13 protein-coding genes are annotated in these 12990 nt (G+C 70.4%); 6 read left to right on the forward strand and 7 right to left on the reverse strand.

The genetic code is table 11. From position 1 onward, the window contains the following. Nucleotides 1-46 precede the first annotated feature (46 nt). A complete protein-coding gene (locus AAME72_RS18595) occupies nucleotides 47-745 on the forward strand; it encodes a DUF4191 domain-containing protein (protein ID WP_348788009.1) in 699 nt (232 codons plus the stop codon). A 36-nt stretch (nucleotides 746-781) separates the two neighbouring features. On the opposite strand, the gene AAME72_RS18600 is transcribed toward AAME72_RS18595, so the two are convergent. Beyond that, on the reverse strand, nucleotides 782-1234 hold the full coding sequence (locus AAME72_RS18600; RefSeq protein WP_348788010.1) for a GNAT family N-acetyltransferase: 453 nt from the start codon (nucleotides 1232-1234) through the stop codon (nucleotides 782-784). A gap of 1 nt (nucleotide 1235) precedes the next feature. Continuing rightward, entirely contained in the window at nucleotides 1236-1658 is a 423-nt protein-coding gene (locus AAME72_RS18605; protein ID WP_348788011.1) for an RDD family protein, read from the reverse strand. Between the two features lie 140 nt (nucleotides 1659-1798). Between AAME72_RS18605 and glnA (AAME72_RS18610) the strand changes: the two genes are divergently transcribed. Then, nucleotides 1799-3223: a type I glutamate--ammonia ligase gene (gene glnA / locus AAME72_RS18610; protein WP_348788012.1), complete on the forward strand. Its 1425-nt coding sequence runs from the start codon at nucleotides 1799-1801 to the stop codon at nucleotides 3221-3223. A gap of 78 nt (nucleotides 3224-3301) precedes the next feature. Here the strand turns inward: glnA (AAME72_RS18610) and AAME72_RS18615 are convergent, their stop codons facing one another. Further along, complete coding sequence (locus AAME72_RS18615) at nucleotides 3302-3523, reverse strand: hypothetical protein (protein WP_348788013.1); 222 nt, start codon at nucleotides 3521-3523, stop codon at nucleotides 3302-3304. 27 nt (nucleotides 3524-3550) lie between these two features. Next, the gene (locus AAME72_RS18620; RefSeq protein WP_348788014.1) at nucleotides 3551-3880 is read right to left on the reverse strand and encodes a hypothetical protein; all 330 of its coding nucleotides are present in this window, start codon (nucleotides 3878-3880) and stop codon (nucleotides 3551-3553) included. 176 nt (nucleotides 3881-4056) lie between these two features. Between AAME72_RS18620 and AAME72_RS18625 the strand changes: the two genes are divergently transcribed. Genes AAME72_RS18625 through AAME72_RS18635 form a run of 3 tightly spaced genes read left to right on the forward strand, consistent with a single transcriptional unit; the run spans nucleotide 4057 to nucleotide 7332 of the window. Next, nucleotides 4057-4485 (forward strand): YciI family protein, encoded by a 429-nt coding sequence (locus AAME72_RS18625; protein ID WP_348788015.1) that lies wholly within the window; start codon nucleotides 4057-4059, stop codon nucleotides 4483-4485. A gap of 36 nt (nucleotides 4486-4521) precedes the next feature. Next, the gene (locus AAME72_RS18630; RefSeq protein WP_348788016.1) at nucleotides 4522-5799 is read left to right on the forward strand and encodes an RNA polymerase sigma factor; all 1278 of its coding nucleotides are present in this window, start codon (nucleotides 4522-4524) and stop codon (nucleotides 5797-5799) included. Between the two features lie 42 nt (nucleotides 5800-5841). Beyond that, on the forward strand, nucleotides 5842-7332 hold the full coding sequence (locus AAME72_RS18635) for a dicarboxylate/amino acid:cation symporter (RefSeq protein WP_348788017.1): 1491 nt from the start codon (nucleotides 5842-5844) through the stop codon (nucleotides 7330-7332). Between the two features lie 63 nt (nucleotides 7333-7395). Here AAME72_RS18635 and AAME72_RS18640 read toward each other — a convergent pair whose 3' ends face one another. Next, nucleotides 7396-10401 (reverse strand): bifunctional [glutamine synthetase] adenylyltransferase/[glutamine synthetase]-adenylyl-L-tyrosine phosphorylase, encoded by a 3006-nt coding sequence (locus tag AAME72_RS18640; RefSeq protein ID WP_348788018.1) that lies wholly within the window; start codon nucleotides 10399-10401, stop codon nucleotides 7396-7398. 7 nt (nucleotides 10402-10408) lie between these two features. Beyond that, nucleotides 10409-11746 carry a type I glutamate--ammonia ligase gene (gene glnA, locus AAME72_RS18645; RefSeq protein WP_348788019.1) on the reverse strand — a complete coding sequence of 446 codons (1338 nt, stop codon included), beginning with the start codon at nucleotides 11744-11746 and terminating at the stop codon, nucleotides 10409-10411. 81 nt (nucleotides 11747-11827) lie between these two features. Between glnA (AAME72_RS18645) and panB the strand changes: the two genes are divergently transcribed. Next, nucleotides 11828-12679 carry a 3-methyl-2-oxobutanoate hydroxymethyltransferase gene (gene panB / locus AAME72_RS18650; protein ID WP_348788020.1) on the forward strand — a complete coding sequence of 284 codons (852 nt, stop codon included), beginning with the start codon at nucleotides 11828-11830 and terminating at the stop codon, nucleotides 12677-12679. 100 nt (nucleotides 12680-12779) lie between these two features. Here panB and AAME72_RS18655 read toward each other — a convergent pair whose 3' ends face one another. Next, a complete protein-coding gene (locus AAME72_RS18655; protein ID WP_348788021.1) occupies nucleotides 12780-12989 on the reverse strand; it encodes an SPOR domain-containing protein in 210 nt (69 codons plus the stop codon). Between the last annotated feature and the right edge of the window lies 1 nt (nucleotide 12990).

The raw sequence follows: 12990 nt of genomic DNA on the forward strand, positions 1-12990 counted from the left end.
CGCGAACACGTCGTCTCGCGGGCGGCCGAGCCGGTATCCTATGTCTATGGCACGTAAGGACAAGTCCACCAAGGAGCCCGGCCGTCTGAAGCAGATGTGGCAGGTCTTCCAGATGACCCGTCGCTACGACGACCGCGCGGTCCTCTACATCGTCCTCGGACTCGCCCTTCCGATCGTGGTCGGCATCCTGCTGGCGGTGTTCCTCTCCGGCGGCAACGTCTTCACGATGGTGCTCTGGATCGTCGCCGGCGTGTTCGCCGGCGTGCTGCTGGCACTGATCATCCTGGGTCGCCGGGCCGAGCGTGCCGCGTACTCGCAGATCGAGGGGCAGCCGGGCGCCGTCGGCGCCGTGCTGCGCAGCTCGCTGAAGCGCAGCTGGCGCGGCTCCGAGATGCCCGTCGCCGTCAACGGCAAGACGCAGGACGCGGTCTACCGTGCCACCGGCCGCGGCGGCGTCGTGCTCATCAGCGAGGGTCCGAAGACCCGCACCCAGCGCATGATCGACGAGGAGCGCCGCAAGGTGACGCGCGTGCTCCCGAACGTGCCCGTGACCACCATCTCGGTCGGTCCGGACTCCGACTCGGTGCCGCTGCACAAGGTCCCCCGCACGCTCGCCAAGATCAAGCCGACGCTGACCAAGGCCGAGGTGCTCGCGATCAGCAACCGCCTCCAGTCGCTGGAGAACTCCATGCCGATCCCGAAGGGCATCGACCCCATGAAGGTGCGCGCGCAGCGCGCCCGCTGAGTCCGGCTCCCCGCCGTCCCGCCGCTCGGCGGCAGGTCACGCGTCGCGCGTCCACCGGTAGTGGATGTCCGGCTCGCGTTCCTCGTTGGCCGTGCCGTCGCTGAGCGCCACGATCGCGAAGCCGTTGCGCTCGTAGAACCGCCGCGCCCGCGCGTTCCGCTGGAACGTGTGCAGGTTCAGCTCCCCCGGGCCCGTCGCCTTCGCCTCCGCCAGCAGACGCGTCCCGATCCCCCGGCCGTGCGCGTCGGGGCGCACGTACAGGTGCTCGAGCCAATCGCCGTCCAGCGCGGAGAACCCCAGCACCGCGGTCCCCTCGATCGCCACCGTCACCGAGCACCCGGGCAGCACGACGCCCGCGATCCAGGATCGCGTCTCCTCCTCGGTGTGCAGCGCGGGCAGATACGTCATCCCCGCCCGGGCGGCGAGGAAGACGTCGGCGACGGCGTCGGCGTCCGCCGCGGACGCGGGACGCAGCAGGAGCGCCCGCATGTCAGCCGCGGATGAGGACGGTGCCGGCCACCTTGTCGTGGAAGCCGCGCTGGTCGGAGTCCCAGACGAGAGCCGGGATCACGACGCACAGCAGCACCGTGCGGACGATCGGCCGCCACACGCCGACCCAGCCGCCGCGGATGGCGACGACCCGCATCCCGAAGATCCGGTGCCCGATGCTGCCGCCGATGGTCGGGATGAACACGACCTGCATCAGCGCGAAGATCCCGATGTTCGCCCACGGGTCGTAGTGGAAGAACGCGAACGAGATCAGGGACGCGATCGCCCAGTCGACGACGATCGCGCCGATGCGGCGACCAGCTCGTCCCACCGACCGCGGGCCTGCCTCCGGGAGCCCGAGACGCTCCCCGGGATAGCGGCTGGGCGCGATGTCGCGGGGGCGCTGAGAGGGGTTCTGGGGCACCCGATCGAGTTTACCCGGGGCACGTATGCGTAACACGCCGGAAACATTTGCGTCACGGGAGGGAAACGGCCTCCCCGTACGGTGGGTGTCGGGCTGCACGCGCAGTCCGGTCATCGCACAGCCATTGGGAGTCCTAACGTATGTTCCGCGATTCTTCCGAGGTGCTCAAGTTCATCAAGGACACGGACGTCAAGTTCCTTGATATCCGCTTCACCGACCTGCCCGGTGTGCAGCAGCACTTCAACATCCCCGCCTCGACCGTCGACGAGGAGTTCTTCTCCGTCGGTCAGCTCTTCGACGGCTCCTCGATCCGCGGCTTCGCGTCGATCCACGAGTCGGACATGCAGCTCATCCCCGATGTGTCGACCGCGTACATCGACCCGTTCCGCGTCGAGCGGACGCTGATCATGGTGTTCGACATCTACAACCCGCGCAACGGCGAGATCTACGCGAAGGACCCGCGTCAGGTCGCCAAGAAGGCGGAGAAGTACCTCGCCTCCACCGGCATCGCGGACACCGCGTTCTTCGCCCCCGAGGCCGAGTTCTACATCTTCGACGACGTCCGCTACGAGGTGAACCAGCACTCGAGCTTCTACGCGGTGGACTCCGAGGAGGGCGCCTGGAACACCGGCCGCACGGAAGAGGGCGGCAATCTGGGCAACAAGACGCCGTACAAGGGCGGCTACTTCCCGGTCAGCCCGGTCGACAAGCAGGCCGACCTGCGCGACGACATCTCGCTGAAGCTGATCGACGCCGGCCTCGTCCTGGAGCGCGCGCACCACGAGGTGGGCACCGGCGGCCAGGCGGAGATCAACTACCGCTTCGACACCATGGTCCACGCGGCGGACGACCTCCTCAAGTTCAAGTACATCGTCAAGAACACGGCCGAGCAGTGGGGCAAGACCGCCACGTTCATGCCGAAGCCGCTCTTCGGCGACAACGGCTCCGGCATGCACACCCACCAGTCGCTGTGGAACGACGGCAAGCCGCTGTTCTACGACGAGTCCGGCTACGGCGGCCTCTCCGACATCGCCCGCTGGTACATCGGCGGACTGCTCAAGCACGCCCCCGCCGTGCTGGCCTTCACGAACCCGACGGTGAACTCGTTCCACCGCCTAGTCCCGGGCTTCGAGGCCCCGGTCAACCTGGTCTACTCGGCCGGTAACCGCTCGGCGTCGATCCGCATCCCGATCACGGGCACCAACCCGAAGGCCAAGCGCATCGAGTTCCGCGCTCCTGACGCCTCGGGCAACCCGTACCTCGCGTTCGCCGCCCAGCTGATGGCGGGCCTCGACGGCATCAAGAACCGCATCGAGCCGCACGAGCCTGTCGACAAGGACCTCTACGAGCTGCCGCCCGAGGAGGCCAAGAACATCCCCCAGGTGCCGGCGTCGCTCGGCGAGGCCCTCGACGCGCTCGAGGCGGACCACGACTTCCTCACCGCGGGCGGCGTGTTCACCCCCGAGCTGATCGAGACCTGGATCGAGTACAAGCGCGAGAAGGAGATCAAGCCGCTCGCGCAGCGTCCGCACCCCTTCGAGTACGAGCTGTACTACGGGGTCTGATCCCGCCGAGACGAAGCGCCCGCCGACATCGCGTCGGCGGGCGCTTCGCCGTTATCGGCTTCGGGAGAGGGCTCGACGTCAGTCCGCGTCCGCTGTCGACCCCGCGCCAGGCCTGGTCATCGCCGGCTCTCGCGGCGGCCACGTCACCAGGAGGAAGGCGGCGATCGGGCCGAGGAAGAGCGTCAGCAGGAACCACCACCAGGCCGACCGGTTGCGGGTGCGGGCGTAGCCGCCGGCGAGGATCGCCACGGTCAGCCAGAGTGCTGAGATGGCGGGCGTGATGGATGCGTCGATCTGCATCCTCCGTACGCTACCAGCGGGGGCGGGTCAGCCGATGTCGTCCGTGAGGTCGACGTCGGCTGCGGACTGCGCCTCGGGACGGCGCGGCTCCAGTTCCGCGGTCAGGGTGCGCAGCCGCTCCACCAGATCGTCATCGGCCAGCTCCGGGCCCGCGAGCTCGACCGGCTCGCTGACCAGCTGGCTCGCCGGGCCGACCAGGAGTTCGATGGTGCCGTCGTCCCCCTCCGCGGTGTGCGCGGGCACGAAGACGGTGTCGGCCGTCCCGTTGCGGGCGAGCGCCCGCGCGTACGCGAGCAGTGCCTCGGCGATCGCGTCCCCCGTGTAGAGCGTGCCCCCTGCATAAACGATCCTTCGCATGCGATGCACAGAACCACGGGCACACGCGGGCGTCCAGGGCCTTGCCGATCGCCTCGAAGGCGTGCGCCGGAGCCGGCGAAGAATTCTTGGCGCCCGGTGTCGACCTTTCCGCGTGCCGTTCGACACGATAGTAGGAGGGTGCGAAAGGGCACCCGCAGACGCTCAGGGAGAAACCCATGAAGTACATGCTGATCATGCGAGGCACCGACGCCGCCAAGGCCGCTTACGAGGAGATGGACTTCAACGAGGTCATCACGAAGATGGGCCAGTACAACGAGCAGCTCATCTCGGCCGGCGTGCTGCTGGCCGGCGAAGGACTGTCGGACGACGTCGCGACCACCGGGTTCGTCGTCGACTTCTCCAGCACGCCCCCTGCGGTGACGGACGGCCCCTACGGTGAGACCCACGAGCTGTTCAACGGTTTCTGGATCATCGAGGTCAGCTCGAAGGAGGAGGCCGCGGAGTGGGCGGCGCGCTGCCCGCTCGGCCCCGGATCCAAGCTGGAGGTGCGCCGGGTTACCGACGAGAGCGACTTCGCGGCGTTCGCCGACAACGAGTACCTCCAGAAGGAGGCCGAGTGGCGCGCGGCCGCCGACAAGGCCTGAGCCGCTGACGCGGAGAGGCGGAAGCGGAGCAGCAGGATGAACGGGATCCCGGCGCGGGTCGACGCCGTCTGGCGCATCGACGGCGCACGCGTCGTCGCGACGCTCGCGAAGCTGACCGGCGACGTCGGCCTCGCCGAGGATCTCGCCCAGGAGGCGGTCGTCGAGGCTCTCCGGCAGTGGCCGCGCGACGGCGTGCCGGAGAACCCGGGCGGCTGGCTCACCGCGGTCGCCAAGCGGCGCGCGATCGACCACTGGCGGCGACGCGAGGGGCTGGACGACCGTTACCGCGCGATCGCGCAGACGCTGGAGGAGTCGGCCGAGGCGGCGTGGGAGCCGATCGACGACGACGTGCTCCGGCTGGTCTTCACCGCGTGCCATCCGGTGCTGTCCCGGGAGGCGCAGGTTGCGCTCACGCTGCGGATCGTCGCCGGCCTCAGCACCGAGGAGATCGCGCGGATGTACTTCGTGCCGGTCGCCACGGTGCAGCAGCGGATCGTGCGGGCCAAGAAGACCATCCAGGCCGCAAAGGTGCCGTTCGCGACGCCGGAGCCGTCCGAGTGGAAGGGTCGGCTCGCCGGAGTGCTCGGCGTCGTCTACCTGGTGTTCACCGAGGGCTACGCAGCGACGACCGGGCGCGAGTGGATGCGTCCCGAGCTCGCCAACGAGGCGCTCCGGCTGGGCAGGATGCTCGCGGCGCTGCTCCCCCGCGAGCCGGAGGTGCACGGGCTCGTCGCCCTGATGGAGCTGCAGGCCGCGCGGTTCGCGGCCCGCACGCGCGGAGACGGGACGCCCGTCCTGCTCGCCGACCAGGACCGCACCCGCTGGGACCGCGGCCAGATCGGGCGCGGCAGGGCGGCGCTCCACCGTTCGGACGAGCTCGGCCGCGGGCGCGGGCCGTACGCCCTGCAGGCGGCCATCGCCGAATGCCACGCAGTCGCACCCAGCGCGGAGGAGACCGACTGGGCGCGCATCGTGCTGCTCTACGAGGCGCTCGGGACGCTGGCGCCCAATCCGGTCGTCGAGCTGAACCGCGCCGCCGCGGTGTCGATGGCCACCGGGCCGGCGAGCGCGCTGCGGATCGTCGACGAGCTGGTTGCGCAGGGCGCGCTCCGAGGCTCGCATCTTCTGCCGAGCGTGCGCGGCGAACTGCTGGCCCAGCTGGGACGCACACAGGAGGCGGTCTCCGAGCTCAGCGCGGCGGCGGCCCTCGCGGGCAACGACCGGGAGCGCGATGTGCTCCTCGGGAAAGCCGCGCGGCTGCGGGACGGGAGAGCGGACCCGGCGCCCGGAGACGACGCCCGTCATGTTTCGTAGCACGGCGCGCCGACGGCAGACCCGCCGTTCTACGGTCGAGGGATGAGCTCTTCCCCGACATCCTCACCATCACCGTCGTCATCCACCACCGCGCGGAGCACACCCGCTGCGGCTCGCCCGAAGAAGCCGTGGTGGCGCTCCTTCGGTGTCCAGGTCACCGCGGCCCTGGTCCTCGGCGTCGTCGTCGGCGTGATCGCGCGCCAGCTCGGCACCAGCGGGCCGGACGCCGCCCCCAACGGCCTCACCGCGACGCTCGACACGATCGGCGGCGCCTACGTGTCGCTGCTGAAGGCCGCGGTGGTCCCGCTGGTCTTCCTCGCGATCGTCTCCAGCATCGGCAACCTGCGCCGCGTGTCCAACGCCGCCCGCCTGGCCGGACGCACCCTGTTCTGGTTCGCGGTCACCGCGCTGATCGCCGTCAGCATCGGCATCGTGCTCGGCCTCGTCATCCAGCCGGGCAGCCGCGCTAGCCACGGCGAGCTCGCCGCCGCGGACCCGGGCGTCACCGCGACCTGGTGGAACTTCCTGATCGGCCTCGTCCCGGGGAACTTCGCGGGCGCACAGGTCAGCACCAAGGTCACGCTGGTCGACGGCGCGGCGACCGCGACGTCGGCGGTCAGCTTCAACGTGCTGCAGGTGATCGTCGTCGCGGCCGCGATCGGCATCGCCGCGCTCAAGGTGGGCAGGAAGGCGGAGCCGTTCCTGACCTTCACGGACTCGGCGCTCAAGATCGTGCAGCGGGTGCTCTGGTGGATCATCCGGCTGGCGCCGCTCGGCACGTTCGCGCTGATCGCGAACGCCGTCGCCACCTACGGCTGGACCACGATCGGCTCGCTCGCCTGGTTCGTCGCCGCGATCTACATCGGCCTCGCGCTGGTGCTGTTCGTCGTCTACCCCATCCTGATCCGCTCCAACGGCCTCTCGATCCGCCAGTACTTCTCCGGTGTCTGGCCGGCGGTCCAGCTCGGCTTCGTGAGCCGCTCCTCCATCGGGACACTGCCACTCACCCAGCGGGTGGTCGAGCGCAACCTGGGTGTTCCGCAGTCGTACGCGTCGTTCGCCGCGCCGCTCGGCGCCACCACGAAGATGGACGGCTGCGCCGCGATCTACCCCGCCATCGCCGCGATCTTCGTCGCGCAGTTCTACGGCATCCACCTGGACATCTGGCAGTACGTGCTGATCATCGTCGTCTCGGTAGTCGGCTCGGCCGCGACGGCGGGGACCACCGGAGCGATCGTCATGCTGACGCTCACGCTCTCGACGCTCGGCCTGCCGCTCGACGGCGTCGGCCTGCTGCTGGCGGTGGACGCGATCCTCGACATGGGCCGCACCGCGGTCAACGTGGCCGGGCAGGCGCTCGTGCCGACGATCGTCGCCAAGCGCGAGGGCATCCTCGACCTCGACCTCTACAACGCGCCGCGCACCGGCGACGCGTTCCGGGACGACGACGAGACGGACGAGACGGACGAGACGGGCGAGCCATCGGCCGCCGCGCAGGAATCCGGCCGCGAACCCGTCGGCGCCCGCGGCTGACCGCGAAGGTTCGTGCCGAATGGGCGGGTCGTGCGACCCGCACCGTTCGGCACGAACCGCGCGCTACGCGGTGGGCGCGGGACGCGACGGCATGCCGTAGAACTCACGCTCGAACACAGCGCGAGCGCGCCGGGTGACCGCGAGGTAGTCCTCCTCCAGCCGGCTCGCCGAGCCGGGCGGGTACTCCATCAGCCGGGCGACGCCGTCAAGGGCCACCCGGTCGGATGGCAGAACGTCGGCGGTCTTGTCCGTCCAGAGCGTCATCGCCGAGCGGGCGCGGGAGGCGAACACCCACGCGTCGTGCAGTTTGGCCGCGTCCTCCTCGGAGACGAGCCCCCGCTCGGCCGCGACCGCGAGCGCATCCAGCGTCGACGTCGTGCGCAGGGCGGGGATCGCGGCGGCGTGCTGCAGCTGGATGAGCTGGACGAACCACTCCACGTCGCTGAGCGACCCGCGGCCCAGCTTCAGGTGCCGTGACGGGTCGGCCCCCTGCGGCAGCCGCTCGTTCTCCACCCGGGCCTTGATGCGCTTGACCTCGCGCACCTCCTGCTCGGCGATCGCGGCCGGGTAGCGCACCTCGTCAGCCAGCGCCTCGAAGTCGGCCAGCAGCGCCGCGTCCCCCGCGACACCGCGCGCCCGCAGCAGCGCCTGCGCCTCCCAGGTGAGCGACCAGCGGCGGTAGTAGGCGCGATACGACTCGAGCGACCGGACGGGCGTGCCGTTCTTCCCCTCCGGCCGGAGGCCGATGTCGAGGTCGAGGGGCAGCCGGTTGTCCTCGGTCAGGCGGTTCAGCTCGGCGACGATCGCGAGGGCCGCCGTGTGGGCGGCGTCCGGCTCGGCGGCGAGCGGCCGGAAGACGTACATGACGTCGGCGTCGGAGCCGAAGCCGAGCTCGCGGCCGCCGAACCGGCCCATGCCGATGATCGCGAACTCCAGGTCGGCGGCGTCGCCGCGTGCGGTGCGGATGGCAGCGAGCACGCCGGTCAGCACGTTCTCGGTCACCGCGGTCAGGCCGTGGGCGAGCTCCTCGATGGAGCACAGGCCGAGGATGCCGCAGAACGCCAGGCGCAGCACCTCGCGGCGGCGCACCGTCCGCAGTGCCGCGGCGGCCGTGTCCACCGACTCGTGCCTGGCGAGGATGGCCGCCGTCTCCTCGCGCAACAGCTCGGGCGACCGCGGCCGCAGCTCGTCCTCCGACTCCAGCCACGCCACCGACTCGGGGATGCGCCCGAGCAGCTCGCCCGCGAACCGTGAGCCGGAGAGCACCCGGGTCAGTTTCTCGGCGGCGCCGGTGGAGTCGCGCAACATCCGCAGGTACCAGTGCGTCGAGCCGAGGTCCTCGCTGAGCCGGCGGAAGGTGAGCAGACCGTAGTCGGGGTCGGCGCCGTCCGCGAACCACTGCAGCATCACGGGCAGCAGGTGCCGCTGGATGGCGGCCCTCCGCGAGACGCCGGAGGTCAGCGCGCCGATGTGCGTGAGCGCACCGCGCGGATCGCGGAAGCCGATCGCCGCGAGGCGCGCCTCGGCCTGCTCGCTGGTGAGGGCGAAGTCCTCGGTCGGGGTCGCGGCGACGGCGCTGAGCAGTGGCCGGTAGAACAGCCGCTCGTGCAGCCCGCGCACCCGGTGCTTGATCTCGTTCCACCGCGTCATCAGCTGCGGGGCGCTGGTGGCCAGCCCGGTCGCGCGCGCGAGGATGCGCACATCCCCCTCGTCGCGCGGCATGATGTGGGTGCGCTGCAGGTGCCGCAACTGGAGGCGGTGCTCCATGAGCCGCAGCGTCCGGTAGTCCTGCGCGAACGCCGCCGCCTCCTCCCGGCCGATGTAGCCCTGCTCGGCGAGTGCCGCCAGGGCGGAGAGCGTGTCGCGCTGGCGCACCCTGTCGTCGGTCTGGCCGTGGACGAGCTGCAGCAGCTGGACGGTGAACTCGACGTCGCGCAGGCCGCCCGGCCCGAGCTTCAGCTGGTAGTGCACCTCGTCGTCCGGGATGTTGTCGGTGACGCGCTCGCGCATCCTCTGCACCGACTCCACGAAGTTCTCCCGGGACGCGCTGCTCCACACCTTCGGCGCGAGAGCGTCCGCGTAGCGGCGGCCGAGGTCGGCGTCGCCCGCGAGCGGACGCGCCTTCAGCAGCGCCTGGAACTCCCATCCCTTCGCCCAGCGGTCGTAGTACGCGATGTGCGACTCGAGTGTGCGCACCAGCGCCCCGTCCTTGCCCTCCGGCCGCAGGTTCGGGTCGACCTCCCAGAGTCCCGGCTCGATCGCGGGGTCGTGGATGCCGCGCTGCGTCAGCACGGCCAGCCGGGTCGCGATGTCGACAGCGCGGCCGGAGGAGAGTCCTGTCTCCTCCGCGCCCTCCGTCACGTAGATGACGTCCACGTCGCTGACATAGTTGAGCTCGCGGGCGCCTGCCTTGCCCATCCCGATGATCGCGAACGGCGTCGCCCGCACCTCCTCCTCCGGGAAACGGCCGGGCCCGGTTCCGCTGGTCTGCCGGCGCGCGACGGCGAGCGAGGCCTCGAGGGCTGCCGCGGCGAGGTCGGAGAGCGTCGCCGCCACGGCGTCGAATCCGGCGACGGGGTCCTCCTGCTCCAGGTCGAAGCTCGCGATCTGGACGAGGCGGCGGCGGTAGCGGACGCGCAGGGCCGTCCACGCCTCCTCCTCGACGAGCTCCGCGAAGCCGTCGACCGCGCCGACCGCGTCGAGCAGGTCGGCGCGCAGCTCGCCGGCGCCGGGGAGCGCGGTGACCGGGAAGTCAAGGGCGGCGAGTTCCGCGGGCTGACGGAGGAAGAACTCCGCAACGCCCTCCGACGCGCCGACGACCCGCAGCAGCCGGCGAGCGTCGTTACGCGACGGCACGTAGCGCGCGGTCTGAACCGGGGCGTGACGCAGCAGGCGCAGTGCGAGCTGCAGCGCATTGTCCGGGTCGGCCGCCGCCGAGAAGGCGGGCAGCAGGTCGTCGATCGGGAACCCGGTCAGCTCGGACAGCTCGACCAGCTCGGTGCGCACCGAGCTCAACCCCACGAAGCCGGCGCGTGCCAAGGCCGTGAGAGAGAGCTGCTCGCGCGTCACGTTCTGGTCAGAGGATCTCGAGGTTCGTCCGGAGCTCGTACGGGGTGACCTGCGCCCGGTACTCCGCCCACTCCTTGCGCTTGTTCAGCAGCGCGTAGTTGAACACCTGCTCCCCCAGCGTCTCCGCCACCAGCTCGGAGTCCTCCATCAGCGAGATGGCGTGGTCGAGGCTCGCCGGGAGCTGGTTGTAGCCGAGGGCGCGGCGCTCGGCGTCCGAGAGTGCCCAGACGTTGTTCTCCGCCTCCGGGGGCAGCTCGTACTGCTGCTCGATGCCCTTGAGCCCGGCGGCGAGCATCAGCGAGAACGCGAGGTAGGGGTTGGCCGCCGAGTCGATCGCCCGGTACTCGACGCGCGAGCTCTGGCCCTTGTTCGGCTTGTAGAGCGGCACGCGCACGAGCGCGGACCTGTTGTTGTGGCCCCAGCACACGAAGCTCGGTGCCTCGTCCCCGCCCCACAGTCGCTTGTAGGAGTTGACGAACTGGTTGGTGACCGCCGTGATCTCCGGTGCGTGCCGCAACAGACCGGCGATGAACTGGCGGCCCACTTTCGAGAGCTGGTACTGGGCGCCCGCCTCGAAGAACGCGTTGGTGTCGCCCTCGAACAGCGACATGTGGGTGTGCATGCCGGAGCCGGGGTGGCCGGAGAGCGGCTTCGGCATGAAGGTCGCGTAGACGCCCTGCTCGATCGCCACCTCCTTGACCACCGTGCGGAAGGTCATGATGTTGTCGGCGGTGGTGAGCGCGTCCGCGTAGCGCAGGTCGATCTCGTTCTGGCCGGGACCCGCCTCGTGGTGGCTGAACTCGACCGAGATGCCGAGGTCCTCGAGCATCCGCACCGAGCGGCGGCGGAAGTCGTGAGCCGTGCCGCCCGGGACGTTGTCGAAGTAACCGGCCGAGTCGACGGGCTCCGGCCCCTCCTCGCCGAAGCGCGAGGACTTCAGCAGGTAGAACTCGATCTCGGGGTGCGTGTAGAAGGTGAAGCCGCGGTCGGCCGCCTTCTCCAGCGTGCGCTTGAGGACGTTGCGCGGGTCGGACACGGAGGGCTGGCCGTCCGGCGTGGTGATGTCGCAGAACATCCGCGCCGTCGGGTCGACCTCGCCGCGCCACGGCAGGATCTGGAACGTGGTGGGGTCGGGATGCGCGAGCAGGTCGGACTCGTACGCGCGGGTCAGCCCCTCGATCGCGGAGCCGTCGAAGCCGAGGCCCTCGGCGAAGGCGCCCTCGACCTCCGCGGGTGCGATCGCGACGGACTTCAGCGTGCCGACGACGTCGGTGAACCACAGCCTCACGAACTTGACGCCGCGTTCCTCGATCGTGCGAAGAACGAAGTCGCGCTGCTTGTCCATCCTGCCCCTTTCGTCAGCCCCTCCAGACTAGTGGTTCGCCGGGCAGGGAGACCCGCTGGGCGCGTCACTAGACTGAGGCGCATGAGCGAGCAGTCCCCTGTGCCCTCCGTCCACCCCGAAACCTCGTCGATGCAGTCTCTGAAGCGGGTGCGGACCCGTCACTTCCAGGCCGCGAAGGAGGAGGGCGCTCCGTTCACCGGGCTGACCAGCTACGACATGCTGACCGCCCAGATCTTCGACGAGGCGGGCATCGACTTCCTGCTGGTCGGCGACTCGGCCGGAAACAACGTGCTCGGCTACGACACCACGCTGCCGGTGACGGTGGATGAGCTGATCCCGCTCACCCGCGCGGTCGCGAAGGCGGTCAAGCGGGCGTTCGTGGTGGCGGACATGCCGTTCGGCTCGTACGAGACCGGAGCCCAGGAGGCGCTGCACACGGCGGTGCGGTTCATGAAGGAGACCGGCGCGCACGCGGTCAAGCTGGAGGGCGGTGAGCGCAGCGCCAAGCAGATCCGCCGGATCGTGGATGCGGGCATCCCGGTGATGGCGCACATCGGCTTCACCCCGCAGAGCGAGCACGGCCTGGGCGGCCACCTGGTGCAGGGCCGCGGCGCTGGCGCGGAGCAGATCCTCGCGGACGCGCACGCGGTCGAGGACGCCGGCGCGTTCGCGGTCGTGATGGAGATGGTGCCGGCGGACGTGGCCAAGCGCGTCACCGAGGAGCTGCGCATCCCCACGATCGGCGTCGGCGCTGGCCCGCACACCGACGGCCAGCTGCTGGTCTGGACCGACTGGGCGGGGTTGAGCACCGGACGCATCCCCCGCTTCGTGAAGCAGTACGCCGACCTGAAGGGCGTGCTCGCCGACGCGGCGCGCGCATACAAGGCCGACGTCCAGGGCGGCACCTTCCCCACCTCCGAGCACAGCTTCTAAGCCCCTCGCCATCGCTTCCGGAGTTGTTCACGCTCAGCAGCGGCGTGTCGCGTGAAGAACTCCGGAACGGGTGGCGGCGCGGGCGCGAGGATCGAGGCGGCTAGCGGCCCTCTTCGGCGTCCTCTTCCGCCCACTTGGCGCTGTTCTCGCGCAGCTTCTCCAGCGCGTGCTCGGCCTCGACGCGGGTGTCGAACGGGCCGACGCGGTCCGGAGCGGGCGAGACGAAGCCCTGCTCGACCTGGCCGGTCTTCATGTTGTACCAGTACTTGTGTTCGGCGTTCTGCTCGATGCCGTAGTTGTCGCCGGTCATA

The sequence above is a fragment of the Leifsonia sp. NPDC080035 genome (assembly GCF_040050925.1).
In the GTDB taxonomy this organism is placed as follows: domain Bacteria; phylum Actinomycetota; class Actinomycetes; order Actinomycetales; family Microbacteriaceae; genus Leifsonia.

Bases quoted from the DNA above. Each gene is read 5' to 3' on its own strand.
- AAME72_RS18615 (WP_348788013.1), bottom strand. From the start codon at position 3,523: ATGCAGATCGACGCATCCATCACGCCCGCCATCTCAGCACTCTGGCTG.
- AAME72_RS18625 (WP_348788015.1), top strand. From the start codon at position 4,057: ATGAAGTACATGCTGATCATGCGAGGCACCGACGCCGCCAAGGCCGCT.
- panB (WP_348788020.1), top strand. From the start codon at position 11,828: ATGAGCGAGCAGTCCCCTGTGCCCTCCGTCCACCCCGAAACCTCGTCG.
- AAME72_RS18635 (WP_348788017.1), top strand. From the start codon at position 5,842: ATGAGCTCTTCCCCGACATCCTCACCATCACCGTCGTCATCCACCACC.
- AAME72_RS18600 (WP_348788010.1), bottom strand. From the start codon at position 1,234: ATGCGGGCGCTCCTGCTGCGTCCCGCGTCCGCGGCGGACGCCGACGCC.
- AAME72_RS18620 (WP_348788014.1), bottom strand. From the start codon at position 3,880: ATGCGAAGGATCGTTTATGCAGGGGGCACGCTCTACACGGGGGACGCG.
- AAME72_RS18655 (WP_348788021.1), bottom strand. From the start codon at position 12,989: ATGACCGGCGACAACTACGGCATCGAGCAGAACGCCGAACACAAGTAC.
- glnA (WP_348788012.1), top strand. From the start codon at position 1,799: ATGTTCCGCGATTCTTCCGAGGTGCTCAAGTTCATCAAGGACACGGAC.
- AAME72_RS18595 (WP_348788009.1), top strand. From the start codon at position 47: ATGGCACGTAAGGACAAGTCCACCAAGGAGCCCGGCCGTCTGAAGCAG.
- AAME72_RS18630 (WP_348788016.1), top strand. From the start codon at position 4,522: ATGAACGGGATCCCGGCGCGGGTCGACGCCGTCTGGCGCATCGACGGC.
- glnA (WP_348788019.1), bottom strand. From the start codon at position 11,746: ATGGACAAGCAGCGCGACTTCGTTCTTCGCACGATCGAGGAACGCGGC.